The organism is Solwaraspora sp. WMMA2065 (genome assembly GCF_030345075.1).
GTDB lineage: Bacteria > Actinomycetota > Actinomycetes > Mycobacteriales > Micromonosporaceae > Micromonospora_E.
Genome location: NZ_CP128361.1, coordinates 5,834,977 through 5,850,478, shown reverse-complemented (window position 1 = coordinate 5,850,478; position 15,502 = coordinate 5,834,977). Strand labels below are relative to the sequence as shown.

Below are 15,502 nucleotides of genomic sequence, written 5' to 3'. Positions count from 1 at the left end.
AGCGGAAGGACACGGCGTGCGGGTGCTGGTGGCGGACGACGAGCGATTGCTGGCCGACACGGTCGGCGAAGGACTGCGCCGGCTGTCGATGGCCGTCGACGTGGTGTACGACGGAGACGGAGCCTTGGAACGACTCGGGGTCAACCGGTACGACGTGGCCGTCATCGACCGGGACATGCCGGGACACACCGGTGACGAGGTGTGCCGATCGATCGTCGACTCCGGTGACGGCACCCGGGTGCTGCTGCTGACCGCAGCGGCCGGCATCCGCGACCGTGTCGAAGGTCTCGGCCTCGGTGCCGACGACTACCTGACCAAGCCGTTCGCGTTCGCCGAGCTCGTCGCCCGGGTCCAGGCTCTGTCCCGGCGCTCGGGCCCGGCGTTGCCGCCGGTGTTGGAGCGCAGCGGGATCGTGCTGGACGCCATGCGGCACACGGCCACCCGCGACGGTCGGCTGCTGTCGCTGTCTCCGAAGGAGTTCGCCGTTCTGCACGTGCTGATGCGGGCCGGTGGTGGCGTCGTCAGCGCCGAGGACCTGCTGGAACAGGCCTGGGACGAGCACGCTGACCCGTTCACCAACTCAGTCCGCATGACCGTAATGACGCTGCGCCGCAAGCTGGGTGAACCTGAGGTGATCCACACGGTGCCACGTGCCGGATACCAGCTAGGTCCATGAGTTTCTGGACACCGACCCGACGGATCTTGCTGCTGTGTGGCGTGCTCCTGTTCACGGCCCAGTTCGCGCCGGTGCTCGCCGGGCAGGCACTCGCGTGGTGGCAGGCCTTCAGTATTGATTGGTGCGGCGTTCCACCGGGACAGGCGCCGGACAGCGATGCCTCGTTCATCTGTGTGCAGATGTTCCGGCGACCCAGCATCCCCCCTGCGATCGCCCTCGCCGCCGCGCTGGCGGTGATGTTGGCCGCCGCGTACCCGATGGTGCGGTGGTGCCTGCGGCCGATCCGGAAGCTGGCGGCCGAGATCGCGAACGTCGGACCGACGAATCTGGGTTACCGGCTCCGCCCAGGTCCGGGCCGTTCCGAGCTGGCCGAGCTGGGCCGAGCGATCGACGAGATGATGGATCGGATAGCCGTCGGCTACGAGGCACAACGCCGGTTTGCCGCGGACGCGTCCCACGAGCTGCGTACCCCGCTCGCCGTGCAACGGACACTGATCGAGGTCGGCATGGCCCGGACCCTGACCGCCGAGCAGCTCGAACTCCTCACGACCCAGTTGCTGGCGACCAATGAGCGCAACGAGCGCCTGATCGAAGGGCTGCTGGTGCTCAGCGAGAGCGACCGCGGTCTGGTCGCCCGGACACCACAGCGGCTCGACCGGATCGTGGCCGCGGTGCTCGACGCTCATCAGGCGCGGGCTACCGAAGCCGGGGTCACGATCACCAGCCGGCTCCAGCCCCGGGCGGTGCTCGGCGAGCAGGTGCTGCTGGAGCGGCTGGTCGCCAACCTTGTGCAGAATGCCCTGAAGTACAACCGGCCCGGCGGGGTCATCGAGGTGCAGGTCGGTGACGACCCTGCCCTGGTCGTGTCGAACACCGGCGACGACGTGCCGGTCGAGGAGGTGTCGGCCCTGTTCGAGCCTTTCCGGCGCCGGTCCGGGACCCGTATCGACCACAGCGGCGGGGCCGGGCTCGGACTGGCGATAGCCCGCTCGATCACCCGGGCACACGACGGCATCATCGCGGCCTCGTCCACCGGCCACGACGGCCTTCGTGTCCAGGTGTCGTTCCCCGCCGCGTCCTCGCCCACCGCCTCGGCCTGAGGCCGCCGGCGACTGTCTCCTGGGTGGATGATGAACCGTCAGCGTGGTCAAACGAGGGCGGTCTCTCGATCCCCGAGAACCCGCCCTTGGTCTGCTGCCTCTTGGTGGTGGAGCTGAGGGGATTCGAACCCCTGACCCCCTCGATGCGAACGAGGTGCGCTACCGGACTGCGCCACAGCCCCAGAATCGGGTGACCCGCTGCCAGACCAGCAGTGGACCGGCGACAAGGCTAACAGGTCGGGCACCCGGTGCGCGAATCGATCCCGCCCGGGAGCCCCGGTCAGGACCGGCCGTCGTAGCTGCGGCCGGCCTCGTAGGCCCGGCCCCGCAGGCCACCCGTACGGCGGTAGGAGACTGACCCGCCGACCCCGCCGCCGCTGGCCGCGGCCGGCAGGTCACGCGGCCGGTCCAGGCCCATCGCGGCGCGGCGCATCACCTCCCGCTGGGCGGCGAGCCGGCGCTGCTGCTCCCGGCGGGCGGCGGCCCGGCGGGCCTGCTCGCGGCGTACTTCGGCCTGCCGGGCGGCCAGCCAGGCCGCTTCCCGGGCGCGGTGCCGACGGCGTCGGCGCTCGGCGATCGCCCGGTTGCGCAGGTGCACCAGGTAGACGGCGAGCAGCACTGCGGTGACCGCGAAGCTGATCCAGAAGCCGGGGCCGACCACCAGCACGCCGATCAGCTCGACCAGGTTGAGCAGCAGCAACGCGGCGAAGACCCGGCGTCGACGGACCACCGCCGGGGTGTGCCGACGAGCCGGTGCACGGCGCGGTCGGACGCCGACGGTCGGGACGAGGCGCAGCCGGCCACCCCGTCGACCGGCACCTGGTCGACCGGCGGCCGGCATTGGAGCGGACGGATCGTTGAACGACCCGGCGTCGGACGCCGTACCACCTTCCGGACCGACCGCACGGCGCACACTGAGCCGTCGGGGCGGGTTGACCGGCCGTTTTCCGGGCACGGTGCGCCGACGGCGGCGGCGTTGCAGCACCCGCGCCGTCGACTGCGCCCGCTCCGCCACCAGGCGCTCGGTAGCGTCGTACCGGCGGACCAGCGCCGGTGCGAGGGCGAGCAGCCCGGCGGCGGCGAGGACGGCGAGGAGCACCGAGGTCGGCACCCTCACCCCTCCCGTCACCCCGAGGCAACCCGCCGCCCATGCACGGACATGAAAGGCTTGATAGGTTGCCGTACCTTCTCGTTACTTGAGGTTACGGGCGTCCGACCAGGAATTTTGTACGCCGCGCCGACCACGGCCGGCGGTTGTGTTCAGTGGGCACTGGCCTGCAGCCGCCGCCAGCGAGCCAGCAGTCCTCCTTCGACCAGCACATCCTCGCTGGTCAGGGCGTATCCGATGTGGTCACGCCAGGCACCGTCGATGTGCATGTAACGATGATGGTAGGACTCCTCACGGAAACCCAGCTTCTCGACTACACGCCGTGACGGGATGTTCTCCGGTCGGACGTTGACCTCGATCCGGTGCAGTCCACCGGCGGCGAAGGCATGGTCCACCGCCAGGGCCAACGCGGTCGGGATCACCCCCCGCCCGGCGACAGCCGCGTCCACCCAGTAGCCGGCGTAGCCGGAGCAGAACGCCCGCCGCACGATGTTGCCGATGTTCAGGTGACCCACCAGCCGCTCGCCGCCCGTCTCGACCAGACAGACCGCGAACGGCATGCTCTCACCGCGCCGCGACTGTCGACGCTGGTCACGGTAGAGATAGCGGAACGCGTCCGGGGAGTTGAGCTCGTGCCACGGCCCCGGCGGGGCCGGCTCCCACGGGGCCAGCCAGCGATGGTTGCGCTGCCGGACCGCCGACCAGTCGGCGGCGTCACTGCGACGGTACGGCCGCAGCAGCACCGGACCGTCGGTGAGCACCACCGGCCAGCCCGGAGCCTCGTCCCCGATCACCGCTGCCGATCCAGCAGCAACACGTCGACGGTGGAACCGGCGGCGGCGGTGGTCACCCGCTCACCGAGCACCAGCAGGCCGTTCGCCTCGGCCAGCCCGGACAGGGTGAACGGCCCGCCGGGCAGCGGCTGCACGGTGTAGCCGCCGCCACGCCGCTCCGCGACGTTGGCCGGACGGAACTCCCGCAGGCCGACCGGCGATGACACGGTCTCCAGCAGATGGGCACGCACACTCGGCCGGAACACCGGCTCGGCACCGGCCAGCAACTGGATCACCGGCCGGGCCAGCACCTCGAACCCGACCAGCGCGGAGCCGGGTTCCCCGGGCAGGCAGACCACGGGCACCTCCTCGGCTCCGACCGTACCGAATCCGAGGGCCGTTCCGGGATAGAGCGCGACCTCGGTGAAGGTGACCGGCCCCGCACGGCCCCCTTCCCGTCGGGAAAAGATCCGCCGGACCATGTCGCCGGGCCCGGTGCCGGTGCCGCCGGTGGTGATGATCAGATCGGCCCGCATCGCCTGATCCTCGAGCAGCCCCCGCAGCCCCTCCGGATCGTCGTCGCAGATGCCCACCCGGTACGCCAGCGCGCCCACCTCGGCGACAGCGGCGGTGAGCGCGTGCGAGTTCGCGTCCACCACCTGCCCCGGCTGGCTGCTGCGGCCCACGTCGACCAGTTCGTCACCGGTCGCCACGATCACCACCCGCGGACTGGGCCGGACCGCCACGTGCCCGATCCCGGTAGCGGCGAAGACCGCCACCATCGCCGGCGTCACGTACGAGCCGGCGCGGGCCAGGACCGCCCCGGCCGGCAGTTCGTCGCCGGCCCGCCGCAGCCCGGAGCCGCGCCGGGGCACCTGGAAGATCTCCACTGCGGCCATGCCCTGATCGGTCCAGTCGATCGGCACCACCACGTCGGCGGCGATCGGCAACGGCGCCCCGGCCGCCACCGAGAAGCAGGTGCCCGGGGTCAGCCGGACCGGCCGCCAGCTCGCCGCGCCCAGGTCGCCCACCACGTTGAGGCGCACCGAGCGGGGTACGGCCGGGGTCGCCGACCGGCTGGCCGGGATCACCCTGCTCCCCCGGCCGGCCGAGGCGATGTCCTCCCAGCGTGCCGCGTAGCCGTCGATGACGGCCTGGTCGAACGCGGGAAAGGCGTGCGGTGCCACGACATCCTCGGCGAGGAGGTTGCCGTGCGCCTGGGTCAGGTCGAGGTCGAGCGGCGGCAGCGGCCGAATCCTGCGCAGCACACTGCCCAGGTATTCGGCGAGCGGCGTCAGCTCGTTGAAGGCCGCCTCGGCACCGGCCGTCGCGGTCATGTAGAGGGCACCCCTGGCGCGTCGGCCACGAACTCCTTCAGCCACGCCCGGAACTCGTCGCCGAGCCCTTCCCGCTGACAGGCAATCTGCACCACGGCCTGCAGGTAGCCCAGGGGCGCTCCAGTGTCGTAGCGGGTGCCCCGGTAGACGATGCCGTGCACCGGTGTCCCCTCGGCCAGCAGCATCGCCATCGCGTCGGTCAGCTGGATCTCGCCGCCGCTGCCCGGTTTGGTCCGCTTGATCGCCTCGAAGATGCTCGGCGGCAGCACGTAGCGGCCCAGCACCGCGAGGTTGCTCGGCGCGTCCTCGGCCGACGGCTTCTCCACCAGCCCGGTGACCCGGACGATGTCGGCGCCGTTCTGCACCGACTCGGCGGCCGGTTCGACCGACGCGATGCCGTACCGCTTGGTTTCGGCCGGCGGCACCTCCATGAAGGCCAGCACGATCCCGCCGGCTCGGGCCTGCAGGTCGATCATGGCCGGCAGCAGCGGGTCGTTCTCGTCGACGAACTCGTCGCCGAGCAGCACCGCGAACGGTTCGTTGCCGACGTGGCTCTGCGCGCAGCCCACCGCGTGGCCCAGCCCGAGCGGTTCGTGCTGGCGGCAGGTGTAGATTTCGGCCAGCTCGCTCGGCCGCCGGATCGCGGCCAGCCGCTCCTGGTCGCCCTTGTCTGCGAGCCGGCCTTCCAGGTAGGGCTGCCGGTCGAAGTGGTCGACCATGGAGGTCTTGCCACGGCCGGTGATCAACAGTACGTCGTTGATCCCGGCGGCGGTGGCCTCCTCGACGATGTACTGCAGGACCGGCCGGTCGACCAGCGGGAGGAGTTCCTTCGGCACGGCCTTGGTGGCCGGCAGGAACCGGGTGGCGAGCCCGGCGGCAGGGATGACCGCCTTCACCGCCCGCTGATCCGCGTTTGCGGTGGGGGTCGTTGCTGGGGTGGCTGCATGCTCCGACATGCCGCGAGACTATCGGCCACGGGTCTGTCTCGGCGGGTGTGGCCCGAAAGACGCGCCGCCACCGCGCGACGGTCCGCCCTCCGGGGTGGCCGCGCCGCCGCCTGCCGGTACCCGGGTCGACCGGGCCGGCGCCCGGTCAGCGACATGAAAAGTGTCCCGGCCAGCTGCTTTCGCGGCGTACAGCGCGTCGTCGGCGGCGTCGAGGACCTCCTCGCCGTCGCCGGCGTGGTCCGGGTAGACGGCGATGCCGATCGATACCGTTACCGACACGGTGGCGTGCCCGCGCCGGCCGGCCCCGGCGTACGGCTCGACCCGGATCGGGCGGTCGCGGATCGCGGCGCAGAGCCGCTCCGCGACGGTGGCCGCGCCACGGACGTCGGTCTCCGGCAGCAGCACCACGAACTCCTCGCCGCCCTGTCGGAAGGCCAGGTCCACCTCACGGATCTCGGCGCGGATCCGGCGGGCGAACTCGACCAGGACGCTGTCCCCGGCCGCGTGCCCGTACGTGTCGTTGATGTCCTTGAACCGGTCCAGGTCGAGCACGAGTACGGCGAGCATCCGACCGAACCGGTTGGCCCGTTCGATCTCCCGGTGGATCGACTCCCGCAGGTGCCGGTAGTTCCACAGCCCGGTCAGCGGGTCGGTCACCGACAGCCGCTCGGCCTCCTTGTGCATCCGTACGTTGTTGACCGCCACCGCCGCATGCCCGGCGAAGGTGCGCAGCGTCATCAGATCGGCGTCGTCGAACTCGTCGCCGCCGAGCCGGTCGTAGACGGCCAGCACCCCGAACGCGGCGGGCGCGCCCGGACCGTGCCGGCCGGGGGTACGCTGCCCCCCCGCCCCGGGCGCCCCCACGCCGAGCTCATCGGTCCAGTTCGGCACCGAGAAGGGCACCGCGACATAGGTCCGGCAGGCCGGCTCGTACGCCGACAGGGCCGGACCGTCGCGTTCGATCCGTCCCCGTTTCGGCTGACCACTGACGGCCACCGTGCCGAGCAGCCCACTGCCGAGCGGCACGTGCAGCGTCCCGTCCGGCCCCGCCTGGCTGGCGGCTGTGTCCGGTCCCGCCGGCTGATCGACCGCCGGGCCGGTGCCGGACGACGTGGTGGCCGGGCCGGTGTCGGCCGGGGTCGACCGGTTGGACGACTGGCCGACCAGTACCCCGGCCGCCGGGTCGAGCACCAGGACGGCACCGTCCCGCGCCCCGGTCGCGGCAAGCGCGGTCTGCAGGATCACCCGCAGGATGCGCTGCAGATCGTGGGTGCTCGACAGGGTGTCGCCCAGAATCGTCAGCTGGCCGCGCAGCTGGTCCCGGCTCGCGGTCAGGGCCTGCACGTACGCCTGGGCCTCGCGGGTCATCCGGTTGAAGATGGTGGCGAGCTCGCTCACCTCGTCCGAGCCGCGTACCGGAACCCGGGCGGCCAGGTCACCGTCGACCACCCGACTCGCGGCGTCGGCGAGTTCGGCCAGTGGCTGCGTGGTGGACCGGGCCAGCCACCAGGCGGCGACCACCGCGAGCAGTCCTGCCAGGACGACCGTCGCCACCAGCACCGCGTACAGGCCGGACAGCTGGTCGCGTGGGGTGGACAGCACCATCGGCAGCAGCTGACCGTCGTCCGGGCCGAGCCGGCGCACCTGCCGGCCGCCGTCGGTCCAGCTGGTCCCGCCGTCGGCGAGCTGGCCGGCGGTGGCCACCACGTTTCCCCGCACCTCGGGCGGCTCGGTGCTGTGTACCACCGTGGCCCGGTCGGTGCCGGCGAGCAGGGTGATGCCCACGCCGGTCGATGCGGCGAGCCGGGCGACGAGGTCGGGGTCCAGCAGCTTGACCGCTGACACCTGACCGACCAGGACGTCGTTCTCGTCCCGGACCTCGACGATCGCCGCGAGGGTCGGCATCGCCCCGCTGCCACCGGCGCCGTCCGGCGCGGGTGCCGTCGCCGAGTCGGCGGCGTCCGGCGACCCGGTGCCGGTCGGCGGTCCAGGGCCAGTGTCCACCGGTGGCGCCTGCCACGACTGTCCACTACCGGTGCTGTCAGCTCCACCGTTGTCGTCCCGCCCGCTCGCACAGTCGACCCAGGGCGCCGACGGCGGGTCGGCGGTGGCCACGATCGACGCACCGTCCGGGCCGGTCACCTGGACTGCGGAGGCGAGGCTGCGGGCCACCGCCTGGTCAGCGGCAACGGCCAGTCGGGCCCGATCGGGCAGCAGCAGAGCCACTGCGCCCGCAGCAGCCTCCAGCTGGCTACACAGCGCGTTGACTGAAGTGCCGACGCTGGCGGTGGCCAGGTCGAGGCGTTCGGTGGAGCGGCTCTGCCCGACCGCCGCGACGGTCGCGCCGACGAAGAACGCCCCGAGCAGGACAGGTCCGAGCACGACCGTGAGGAAAGCGGTGGTCAACCGTCCGCGCAGGGTCACGCTTCCCCCAGAGGATTCTGCACCTGATGGTGCGATGCTGACACAAGCCAGATATTCCGCCGCGGTTGCCACCAGGAGTGTTGAGTGTCGGATTTTCCCGATGGAGCGAACCTCTGTCCATCGAGCAAGGACAGACTCCGTGCTGACATTCTCGCGCAGCGGCGCAAGCTGACGTCCGATCAGCTCACCCTGGCCGGTCGCCGGGTCGGGGCCACCGTACGTCAGCTGATCGATCGGGTCAGGCCGGCGCAGGTCGCCGGGTACCTGCCGATCGGCAGCGAACCCGGTGGTCCGGGGCTCGCCGGTCTGCTCGCCGAGGCGGTCGGCGGACCGGACCGAGTGCTGCTGCCGGTCCTGCTGCCCGACCGGGACCTCGACTGGGCCCGGTTCGACGGGCCGAATCCGACCGGCACGACGGGCCGGGCAGGCACATCCGGCCGGACAGGCACATCCGGCCGGACAGGCACATCCGGCCGGACAGGCACCGCTGGTCTGCGCCAACCGGCCGGTCCCCGGCTGGGCCGCTCGGCGGTGGCCGATGTCGGGCTCATCGTGGTACCGGCCCTCGCCGTCGACCACCACGGCGTACGGCTGGGTCGTGGTGGCGGCTCCTACGACCGGGCGCTCGCCCGGGTACCCGGTGGCGTACCGGTGGTCGCGCTGCTGCACGACGGCGAGCTCCTGCCCCGGGTCCCGGCAGAGCCGCACGACCGACCGGTGGCAGCGGTGATCACACCGTCGGAGGTGCGCTGGTTCACTCCCATGCGGTGAGCTCTGCCGCTTCCCGCTGGACGTAGCGGGGTCCGATGGCGGATCATTGGCACTCGAATGGGTTGAGTGCCAGATGGCCTAGCCAGTGTCGGAGGAGACCGTGCCTACGTACCAGTACGCCTGCACCGCGTGCGGACACCAGCTCGAGGCGGTGCAGTCGTTCACCGACGAGCCACTGCGCGACTGCCCGTCGTGCGCCGGGAAACTTCGCAAGGTGTTCAACTCGGTGGGCATCGTCTTCAAGGGCTCCGGCTTCTACCGGACCGACTCGCGCAGCGGCCAGGGCGGCGGCTCGGCCAACGGCTCCTCGGCGCCGTCGTCGGACAAGCCCGCGGAGAAAAAGGACGGCGCGGCATCCTCCGGCGGCAAGACCGACAGCGGTGGCAAGACCGACAGCGGTGGCAGCTCGTCGAGCAGTTCCGGCGGTACGTCGGCGTCCGGCGGCTCGACCAAGGCACCTGCCGCAGCCGGGTCAGCGAACAGCTGACCCGGACCGACGGCGGGCAGACCCACTGTCAGCTCCAGTGCGGCGGCCGCTCGGCCAACAACCATGCGTCGTCCGATCTGGTGGTCCGCTCGCCCCAGCCCAGGTCGGTGTCGTCGCTGGTCTGCTCGGGCAGCAGCGGCGCGTCGTCGTCGCTCAGGTCGACGAGACGATCATCGCCACCACGGCCGTCCGGCACGGTCAGGCCGGTCACCGCTCGTCCGTTGTTCGCACTCCACCAGGCTACCGCCCCGCCGGTGATCCTTCGGAGCCCGACACCGCACTGGCCGAGCCGTCAGGGCAGGCAGGTGAATTGGTAACGTCGTCTGTCGTGACCACAGATGACGGCGCGGGCGACGACGCGTACTGGCGGCGCCCGGACCCGGACGGTCCCGGCGGTGGACCGGGCAGGTCGGCCGGTGTCGGGCCAGTCAACTACAGCGGGCCGCCGGTCGGCGCTCCGCCGCCGCCCGGCTGGCGTCCACCGGTGCTGGTCAATCCGGCGCCACCCGGTACGCTGCCGTTGCAGAACCTGGCGGCGCTCGACGGCGAGGAGCGCAACGCCCGTACGGTCACCTACGGCGTCGGCATGATCGCTGCCGCTGTCATGATCATCCTGACTTGTCTGCTCTGCTCCCGGCTGGTGTTCTGACCGGCGGACCTGGCGCACGCGCACCGCGCGGCAACCACCCGAACCCGCTGTGGCCACCGCCACGGTGCCCACGGTTCTATCTTGTACCGCGCCCACCTGCGTGTTTCGATGGACAGATGCCGGCAGAGGAGGAGTTGCGCAGCCGGGGTCTGCGAGTCACCCGGCCACGGCTCGCCGTCCTCGACGTGCTCGCGCAAGGCGGGCATCTCGGCGTAGACGAGATCGCCCGTCAGGTGCGCAGCCGCATCGAATCCGTCTCCACCCAGGCGGTCTACGACGTGCTCAATGTCTTCGCCGAGGCCGGTCTGGCCCGACGGATCGAGCCGGCCGGTGGCGCGGCACGGTACGAGCGGCGCACCGGGGACAACCACCATCACGTGGTCTGCCGCGAATGCGGCGTGGTCGGCGACGTCGACTGCGCGGTCGGCGCCGCGCCGTGCCTGGAGCCGACCGCCGACCACGGCTTCGCGATTGACGAGGCGGAAGTCACCTTCTGGGGGTTGTGTCCCGGTTGTCAGGCGCGGGCGGCCCGGTGACCGACGACGGCCTCGGGCTGTTCGGGCCCGGATCGGTCACCTGGCGGGTGCACGACGAGCCTGTTCTCGTCGTCGCCGGGCTACGCAGCCTGTACCTGCAGGCGCTGCACCCGAGGGCCATCGCCGGGGTTGCACAGAACTCGAGCTACCGCGCCGATCCATTCGGCCGGCTGATGCGCACGTCCACCTACGTGGCGACCACGGTCTGGGGCACCACCGCCGAGGCGGACGCCGCCGCCGCCCGGATCCGCCGGCTGCACGCCCGCCTGCGGGCCACCGACCCGTCCACCGGCACCGAGTTCCGCGTCGACGAACCCGACCTGCTGCGCTGGGTACACGTCGCCGAGGTCGAGTCGTTCCTGGACACCGCCACCCGCGCCGGCCTGCGGCTGACCCCGGACGAGGTGGACCGCTACTACGCCGAGCAGCGGCGCAGCGCGGCACTGGTCGGGCTCGACCCGGACAGCGTCCCCGGCAGCGCGGCCGATGTCGACGCGTACTACCGGGCGGTCCGACCGGACCTGCGGATGACCCGCGAGGCGGCCGACACCGCGCTGTTCCTCACCGCCCCGCCGGTACCCGGTCAGCTCAGTCTGCCGTGGCGGCTCGGGTTGGGTTTCGGCCCGCCCCGGCTGGCGTACCTCGGGGTGGCGGCCACCGCGATCGGCCTGCTGCCGGCCTGGGCCCGGCGGATGTACGGCGGCCTTGGCCTGCCGACCACCGACCGCTGCGCGGCGGTCGCTGCCCGTGGCCTGCGGTTGGCGTTGCGGGCGGTGCCGCGCAACCTGGTGGAGGGGCCGATCCGCGCCGCCGCACGCGACCGGGCGGAACGGGCCGCCGCCCCGGTCACTCCTGCGGCGTACGCGGCTGCGGGGGCGCCGTGAGCAGCCGGTCGACGGCGGCCCACTGCTGCTGCTCCGGGTAGCCGTCACCGGCCGGGCACACCCGTCGGTAGTCGCACCAGCCGCAGAGCGTGCCCGGCGACGCCGGAAACGCGTCGTCCGGGTCTGCGCCGTCGGCGACGGCCCGCTCCGCAGCGGTGATGTCCCGGGCCGTCGCCTCCGCCCGGGTGACCTGCCGGTCGAGCGACTCACTGCTGTGTTCGAAGGAGCTCACCGTACCGGTCGGCAGATGGTGCAGCTCCACCCGCCGGCAGGGCCGGCGGAAGACCCGCTGCGCGGCGTACGCGTACAGCGCGAGCGCCTGCGAGCCACGCGCGTCGTCGGATGTCAGCCCGGCCCGCCCGGTCTTGTAGTCGACGATCACCGCCTCCGGGCCGTCCGGGCCGGTCCGGGCGTCGATCCGGTCGGCCCGACCGTTGAAGGCCAGCACCGCCGTCTTCGCCGCCACCACCCGTTCGACGCCGAGCGGCTCGACGTTCGGGTCAAGCTGCTCCAGGTACGCCTCCAGCCACTGCAGGGCCTGCCGGTACGCGGCGCGTTCCTGCTCCTCGTCGCGGTACCCGTCGCGCACCCAGGTGCCCTTGAGCAGGGCTGCCGCCGCCTCCGGGCGGCGCTGCTGCACCGGGCGGGCGAACCAGGCCCGCAGCGCGGTGTGCACGCTGGCGCCGAGTGAGTTGTGCGCCCACGGCGGGCCTTTGGGCGGCGCCGGCCGGTCGACGTAGCTGTAGCGGAAGCGACGGGGACAGTCCACGAACGCGGCCAGCTTGCTCGGCGTACAGACGAAGAGCCGCTCGGGCATACCGTCGAAACCGAGCTGCTCGGCCTGGGCGGGACGGGCACCCTTGGCCGGACGGGCGGCGCCGGAGGGCCGCCGGCCCGACGGGGAGGAAGGTCGGGACACGTCCCCGATCCTGCCACGGGACCGCCGACGGTCAGCCGGCGGCCACATAGGAGCGGACAAAGGCGGCGACGGCGTCGGCGATCAGCTGGACTGCGATCGCGGCGAGCAGCAGGCCGGCGATCCGGGTCAGCACCTCGATGCCGCCCGGCCGGAGCACCTTGACGATGCCGCCGGAGAACCGCAACGTCAGCCAGACCACCACCATCACCGCGACGATGCCGAGCGCGATCGCCAGATGGTCGGCGACGGTCTCGGCACGCTGCACGAACAGCATGGTCGCCACGATCGCACCCGGACCAGCCAGCAGCGGGGTGCCCAGCGGGACCAACGCGATGTTGGACGTCGCCTGCTGGCCCGGGTCGTCGGCCTTGCCGGTGAGCAGTTCCAGCGCCACCAGGATGAGCAACAGTCCGCCCGCGGCCTGCAGCGCCGGCAACTCGATGTGCAGGTAGGCGAGCAGCGTCTGCCCGGCGACCGCGAAGACCACGATCACGCCGAGGGCCAGCGCCACCGCTTGCCAGGCGGCCCGACGGCGTTCCCGGACCGGCAACGCTCCGGTGAGTGCGAGGAAGATCGGCACCATGCCGGGCGGATCGGTGATCACCAGCAGGGTCACGAAGACCTCGCCGAACAGCTTGAAGCTCACCAGGTCAACCTAGTGACCGACGAATCGCCGGTCCGGACGGGGCAGGACCGGATCCTTGGTCGCGCTCAGCACCCGGGTCCTGGTCGGGGTCAGATCGGTGGTACGCCGTGAGCCGCCGCCACCAGCCGTTCGTACGCCGCCGCAGTGGTGGTGTGCTCGCCCAGCCGGACCGTCTTGTGGCTGCCGTGGTAGTCGGAGGAACCGGTGGCGACCAGCCCGAGCCCGTCGGCGAGCCGGCGTACGTGTGCCCGCTGGTCCGGCCGGTGATCGGCGTGGTCAGCCTCCAGGCCGGTCAGCCCGGCCGCCGCCAGGTCGGCGACCATGCTGTCCGGCACGGTCCGCCCTCGCTTGGTCGCGGCCGGGTGGGCGAAAACCGTGACCCCGCCCGCCTCGTGCACCAGCCGGACGGCGGCGAAGACGTCGAGGTCGTCCTTTGGCAGCCGGTAACGCTGGCCGAGCCATTCCGGCCGGAACGCCTCGTCGGTGTCGGCGACCAGGCCGGCCCGGATCAGGGCCTGGGCGATGTGCGGCCGGCCGACGGAGCCGCCGGCGGCGTAGCCGAGCACCGCGTCCCAGCTGATGTCGAAGCCGTCGGCGCGCAGCCGGTCAACGATACGCTCGCCGCGTACCGCCCGGGCCGCCCGGATCCGGTCCAGCTCGGCGGTCAACGGAGCGTAGGTCGGATCGAACAGGTAGCCGAGCAGGTGCAGCGGGATGGACGGCTCGGTGCCGTACCACCGGCAGGAGATCTCGGCGCCCCGGATCAGCGTGAGCCCGGGCGGGCGGGCCGCGGCCGCCGGTGCCCAGCCGGCGGTGGTGTCATGGTCGGTGAGTGCCAGCACCGTGAGACCTGCGGCGCTGGCCTGCCGGACCAGGTCCGCCGGATCGACGGTGCCGTCGCTGGCGGTGGAATGGGTGTGCAGGTCGATCCGGCTGTCGACAGTCATCGGCGGTCCGGGGCACCGGCGACCAGCACCGGTTCGGCGTCGACGGCGGTCGAGGCTGGTACGGCGATGTGCTCCACCGCTCCACCCTGGCCAGTGCTGATCCGGTCCACGTTGATCTGGACCAACTGGTTGACGCCGGCCGCGTGCACCACGCTGTCCTGATCCACCCAGACGGTGCTGCCGGCAAGCCGCTGCCCGGCTTCCCGCACCGCGCCGATCTGGTCGTCGAAGACCTGGTTCAGGTCGACGAGCAGGGCCAGCTCCGGCTCGCTGGCCGCCCGCGCGTCCGCGACTCCGTTGGCTACCAGCCACCTGCCGTCCGCGGAGACCGCTCCCCGGCCGTCTCCGGTCAACGGCACCGTACAGGCGGTCTTCACCGCGGTGAGGCCCTGTTCGACATCCAGCAGGGCCAGGCAGGGACCGCCGGACGCATCGTGCACCTGGGCGACGACGGTCTGTCCGTCCGGCAACGCGCCGTACACGACACTGGCTGTCTCGCTCCAGCTGGTCCCCTCACCCTGGCCGGGCCGCCAGACGCCGTAGCCGCGGCGCCGCTCGCCGCCTCCCTCGCGTTCCAGCAGTACGGCGTCGCCGGCGAAGCCGACCGGCCGGCTCTGCTCCGGTGCCCGACCGCGTCTGGCGCCGGCCAGCTCACCGTGCACCACCGAGGCCACGGTCAGCTCGGCGCCGTGCCGCCAGGCGATCCGGGTACCGACCGGATCGACCGCAACCGCGTCGACACCGGCCAGTACCACCTGCGGAGCGGTGTCGGGGGCCACGAACCACACTCCGGCCGCACCGTCTGCCGATGTCTCGGTAACGACGAGCCAACCGTCCGCCAACCGGCTGGCCTGGGCGACGCCACCGATCTGGGCGAGGTCCATCCGCTGGCCGTCGACGGTGTGCAGTTCGCCGGCCACCACGAGGTCGACCGGAGGTGCCTGGGTGGCGGCCAGCGGTTGACTGCGCAGGTCTTCACTGAACGGCAGCGGGGCAGCCGGAGCGGCCGGGGTGCTGGCTGCGACGTCCCCGCCGGTCACCGCCAGCGGTTCAGCCAGGGTCGGCGGTTCCAAGCCGTCAACGACCAGCAGATGGCTACTGGCGACGCCGGCGGTGGCGAACAGGCAGAGACCGACCGCCGCAGCGGCTCCGTTGCGGGCCCGGCGGGACCGCCGGGCCCGACGCACCGCGCGGTCGGCGAGATCGGCGACCGCGGGTGGGTCGACGGCCTGGTCGCTAAGGCACTGCCGCAGCGCTCGCTCAAGGTCGTCGGTCGCCACGACAGATGGACGCCGCCG

General features: G+C 72.3%; 17 protein-coding genes and 1 tRNA gene. 7 read left to right on the top strand and 11 right to left on the bottom strand.

All coding sequences use genetic code 11. From position 1 onward, the window contains the following. Window positions 1-16 precede the first annotated feature (16 nt). Window positions 17-676, top strand: a complete 660-nt coding sequence (locus O7610_RS26670) for a response regulator transcription factor (RefSeq protein ID WP_281553116.1) — start codon at window positions 17-19, stop codon at window positions 674-676. Next, window positions 673-1,776, top strand: a complete 1,104-nt coding sequence (locus O7610_RS26665) for a sensor histidine kinase (RefSeq protein WP_289212115.1) — start codon at window positions 673-675, stop codon at window positions 1,774-1,776. Before O7610_RS26670 ends, O7610_RS26665 begins: the two co-directional genes overlap by 4 nt. A 105-nt stretch (window positions 1,777-1,881) precedes the next feature. Here O7610_RS26665 and O7610_RS26660 read toward each other — a convergent pair. The 6 genes from O7610_RS26660 to O7610_RS26635 form a co-directional block, all read right to left on the bottom strand. Further along, window positions 1,882-1,958: transfer RNA gene (locus O7610_RS26660), tRNA-Ala, on the bottom strand. A 98-nt stretch (window positions 1,959-2,056) separates the two neighbouring features. Next, window positions 2,057-2,893: a divisome protein SepX/GlpR gene (gene sepX, locus O7610_RS26655; RefSeq protein WP_281553114.1), complete on the bottom strand. Its 837-nt coding sequence runs from the start codon at window positions 2,891-2,893 to the stop codon at window positions 2,057-2,059. A 143-nt stretch (window positions 2,894-3,036) separates the two neighbouring features. Beyond that, window positions 3,037-3,678 (bottom strand): GNAT family N-acetyltransferase, encoded by a 642-nt coding sequence (locus tag O7610_RS26650; RefSeq protein ID WP_281553113.1) that lies wholly within the window; start codon window positions 3,676-3,678, stop codon window positions 3,037-3,039. Next, entirely contained in the window at window positions 3,675-4,994 is a 1,320-nt protein-coding gene (locus O7610_RS26645) for a molybdopterin molybdotransferase MoeA (protein ID WP_281553112.1), read from the bottom strand. The genes O7610_RS26650 and O7610_RS26645 overlap by 4 nt, the downstream gene beginning before the upstream one ends. Next, on the bottom strand, window positions 4,991-5,950 hold the full coding sequence (locus O7610_RS26640) for a UTP--glucose-1-phosphate uridylyltransferase (RefSeq protein ID WP_281553111.1): 960 nt from the start codon (window positions 5,948-5,950) through the stop codon (window positions 4,991-4,993). Before O7610_RS26640 ends, O7610_RS26645 begins: the two co-directional genes overlap by 4 nt. Before the next feature lie 9 nt (window positions 5,951-5,959). After that, the gene (locus O7610_RS26635) at window positions 5,960-8,236 is read right to left on the bottom strand and encodes a GGDEF domain-containing protein (RefSeq protein WP_502959122.1); all 2,277 of its coding nucleotides are present in this window, start codon (window positions 8,234-8,236) and stop codon (window positions 5,960-5,962) included. 213 nt (window positions 8,237-8,449) lie between these two features. On the opposite strand from O7610_RS26635, the gene O7610_RS26630 reads away from it, so the two are divergent. Both O7610_RS26630 and O7610_RS26625 read left to right on the top strand, forming a co-directional pair. Then, window positions 8,450-9,136: a 5-formyltetrahydrofolate cyclo-ligase gene (locus O7610_RS26630; RefSeq protein ID WP_289212114.1), complete on the top strand. Its 687-nt coding sequence runs from the start codon at window positions 8,450-8,452 to the stop codon at window positions 9,134-9,136. A gap of 100 nt (window positions 9,137-9,236) precedes the next feature. Then, on the top strand, window positions 9,237-9,623 hold the full coding sequence (locus O7610_RS26625; protein ID WP_281553108.1) for an FmdB family zinc ribbon protein: 387 nt from the start codon (window positions 9,237-9,239) through the stop codon (window positions 9,621-9,623). A 28-nt stretch (window positions 9,624-9,651) separates the two neighbouring features. Here the strand turns inward: O7610_RS26625 and O7610_RS26620 are convergent, their stop codons facing one another. After that, window positions 9,652-9,834, bottom strand: coding sequence for a hypothetical protein (locus O7610_RS26620; RefSeq protein WP_281553107.1), 183 nt, complete (start codon window positions 9,832-9,834; stop codon window positions 9,652-9,654). A 117-nt stretch (window positions 9,835-9,951) separates the two neighbouring features. Here O7610_RS26620 and O7610_RS26615 point away from each other — a divergent pair, with 117 nt between their 5' ends. The 3 genes from O7610_RS26615 (at window position 9,952) to O7610_RS26605 (ending at window position 11,692) form a co-directional block, all read left to right on the top strand. Continuing rightward, window positions 9,952-10,272, top strand: a complete 321-nt coding sequence (locus O7610_RS26615) for a translation initiation factor 2 (protein ID WP_281553106.1) — start codon at window positions 9,952-9,954, stop codon at window positions 10,270-10,272. A gap of 116 nt (window positions 10,273-10,388) precedes the next feature. After that, complete coding sequence (locus O7610_RS26610; RefSeq protein ID WP_281553105.1) at window positions 10,389-10,808, top strand: Fur family transcriptional regulator; 420 nt, start codon at window positions 10,389-10,391, stop codon at window positions 10,806-10,808. Next, window positions 10,805-11,692, top strand: coding sequence for an oxygenase MpaB family protein (locus O7610_RS26605; RefSeq protein WP_281553104.1), 888 nt, complete (start codon window positions 10,805-10,807; stop codon window positions 11,690-11,692). Before O7610_RS26610 ends, O7610_RS26605 begins: the two co-directional genes overlap by 4 nt. Here the strand turns inward: O7610_RS26605 and O7610_RS26600 are convergent. From O7610_RS26600 to O7610_RS26585, 4 genes are all read right to left on the bottom strand, one after another. Continuing rightward, on the bottom strand, window positions 11,655-12,509 hold the full coding sequence (locus O7610_RS26600; RefSeq protein ID WP_281567494.1) for a RecB family exonuclease: 855 nt from the start codon (window positions 12,507-12,509) through the stop codon (window positions 11,655-11,657). The genes O7610_RS26605 and O7610_RS26600 overlap by 38 nt on opposite strands. Before the next feature lie 133 nt (window positions 12,510-12,642). Next, the gene (locus tag O7610_RS26595) at window positions 12,643-13,257 is read right to left on the bottom strand and encodes a MarC family protein (protein WP_281553103.1); all 615 of its coding nucleotides are present in this window, start codon (window positions 13,255-13,257) and stop codon (window positions 12,643-12,645) included. Window positions 13,258-13,346: 89 nt separating this feature from the next. After that, entirely contained in the window at window positions 13,347-14,204 is an 858-nt protein-coding gene (locus tag O7610_RS26590) for a PHP domain-containing protein (RefSeq protein WP_281553102.1), read from the bottom strand. Then, on the bottom strand, window positions 14,201-15,484 hold the full coding sequence (locus O7610_RS26585) for a hypothetical protein (RefSeq protein WP_281553101.1): 1,284 nt from the start codon (window positions 15,482-15,484) through the stop codon (window positions 14,201-14,203). The genes O7610_RS26590 and O7610_RS26585 overlap by 4 nt, the downstream gene beginning before the upstream one ends. Window positions 15,485-15,502 lie beyond the last annotated feature (18 nt).

Excerpts from the sequence above, each read along its gene's own strand:
- O7610_RS26665 (WP_289212115.1), top strand. The coding sequence starts at position 673 with ATGAGTTTCTGGACACCGACCCGACGGATCTTGCTGCTGTGTGGCGTG.
- O7610_RS26645 (WP_281553112.1), bottom strand. The coding sequence starts at position 4,994 with ATGACCGCGACGGCCGGTGCCGAGGCGGCCTTCAACGAGCTGACGCCG.
- O7610_RS26640 (WP_281553111.1), bottom strand. The coding sequence starts at position 5,950 with ATGTCGGAGCATGCAGCCACCCCAGCAACGACCCCCACCGCAAACGCG.
- O7610_RS26610 (WP_281553105.1), top strand. The coding sequence starts at position 10,389 with ATGCCGGCAGAGGAGGAGTTGCGCAGCCGGGGTCTGCGAGTCACCCGG.
- O7610_RS26600 (WP_281567494.1), bottom strand. The coding sequence starts at position 12,509 with ATGCCCGAGCGGCTCTTCGTCTGTACGCCGAGCAAGCTGGCCGCGTTC.
- O7610_RS26590 (WP_281553102.1), bottom strand. The coding sequence starts at position 14,204 with ATGACTGTCGACAGCCGGATCGACCTGCACACCCATTCCACCGCCAGC.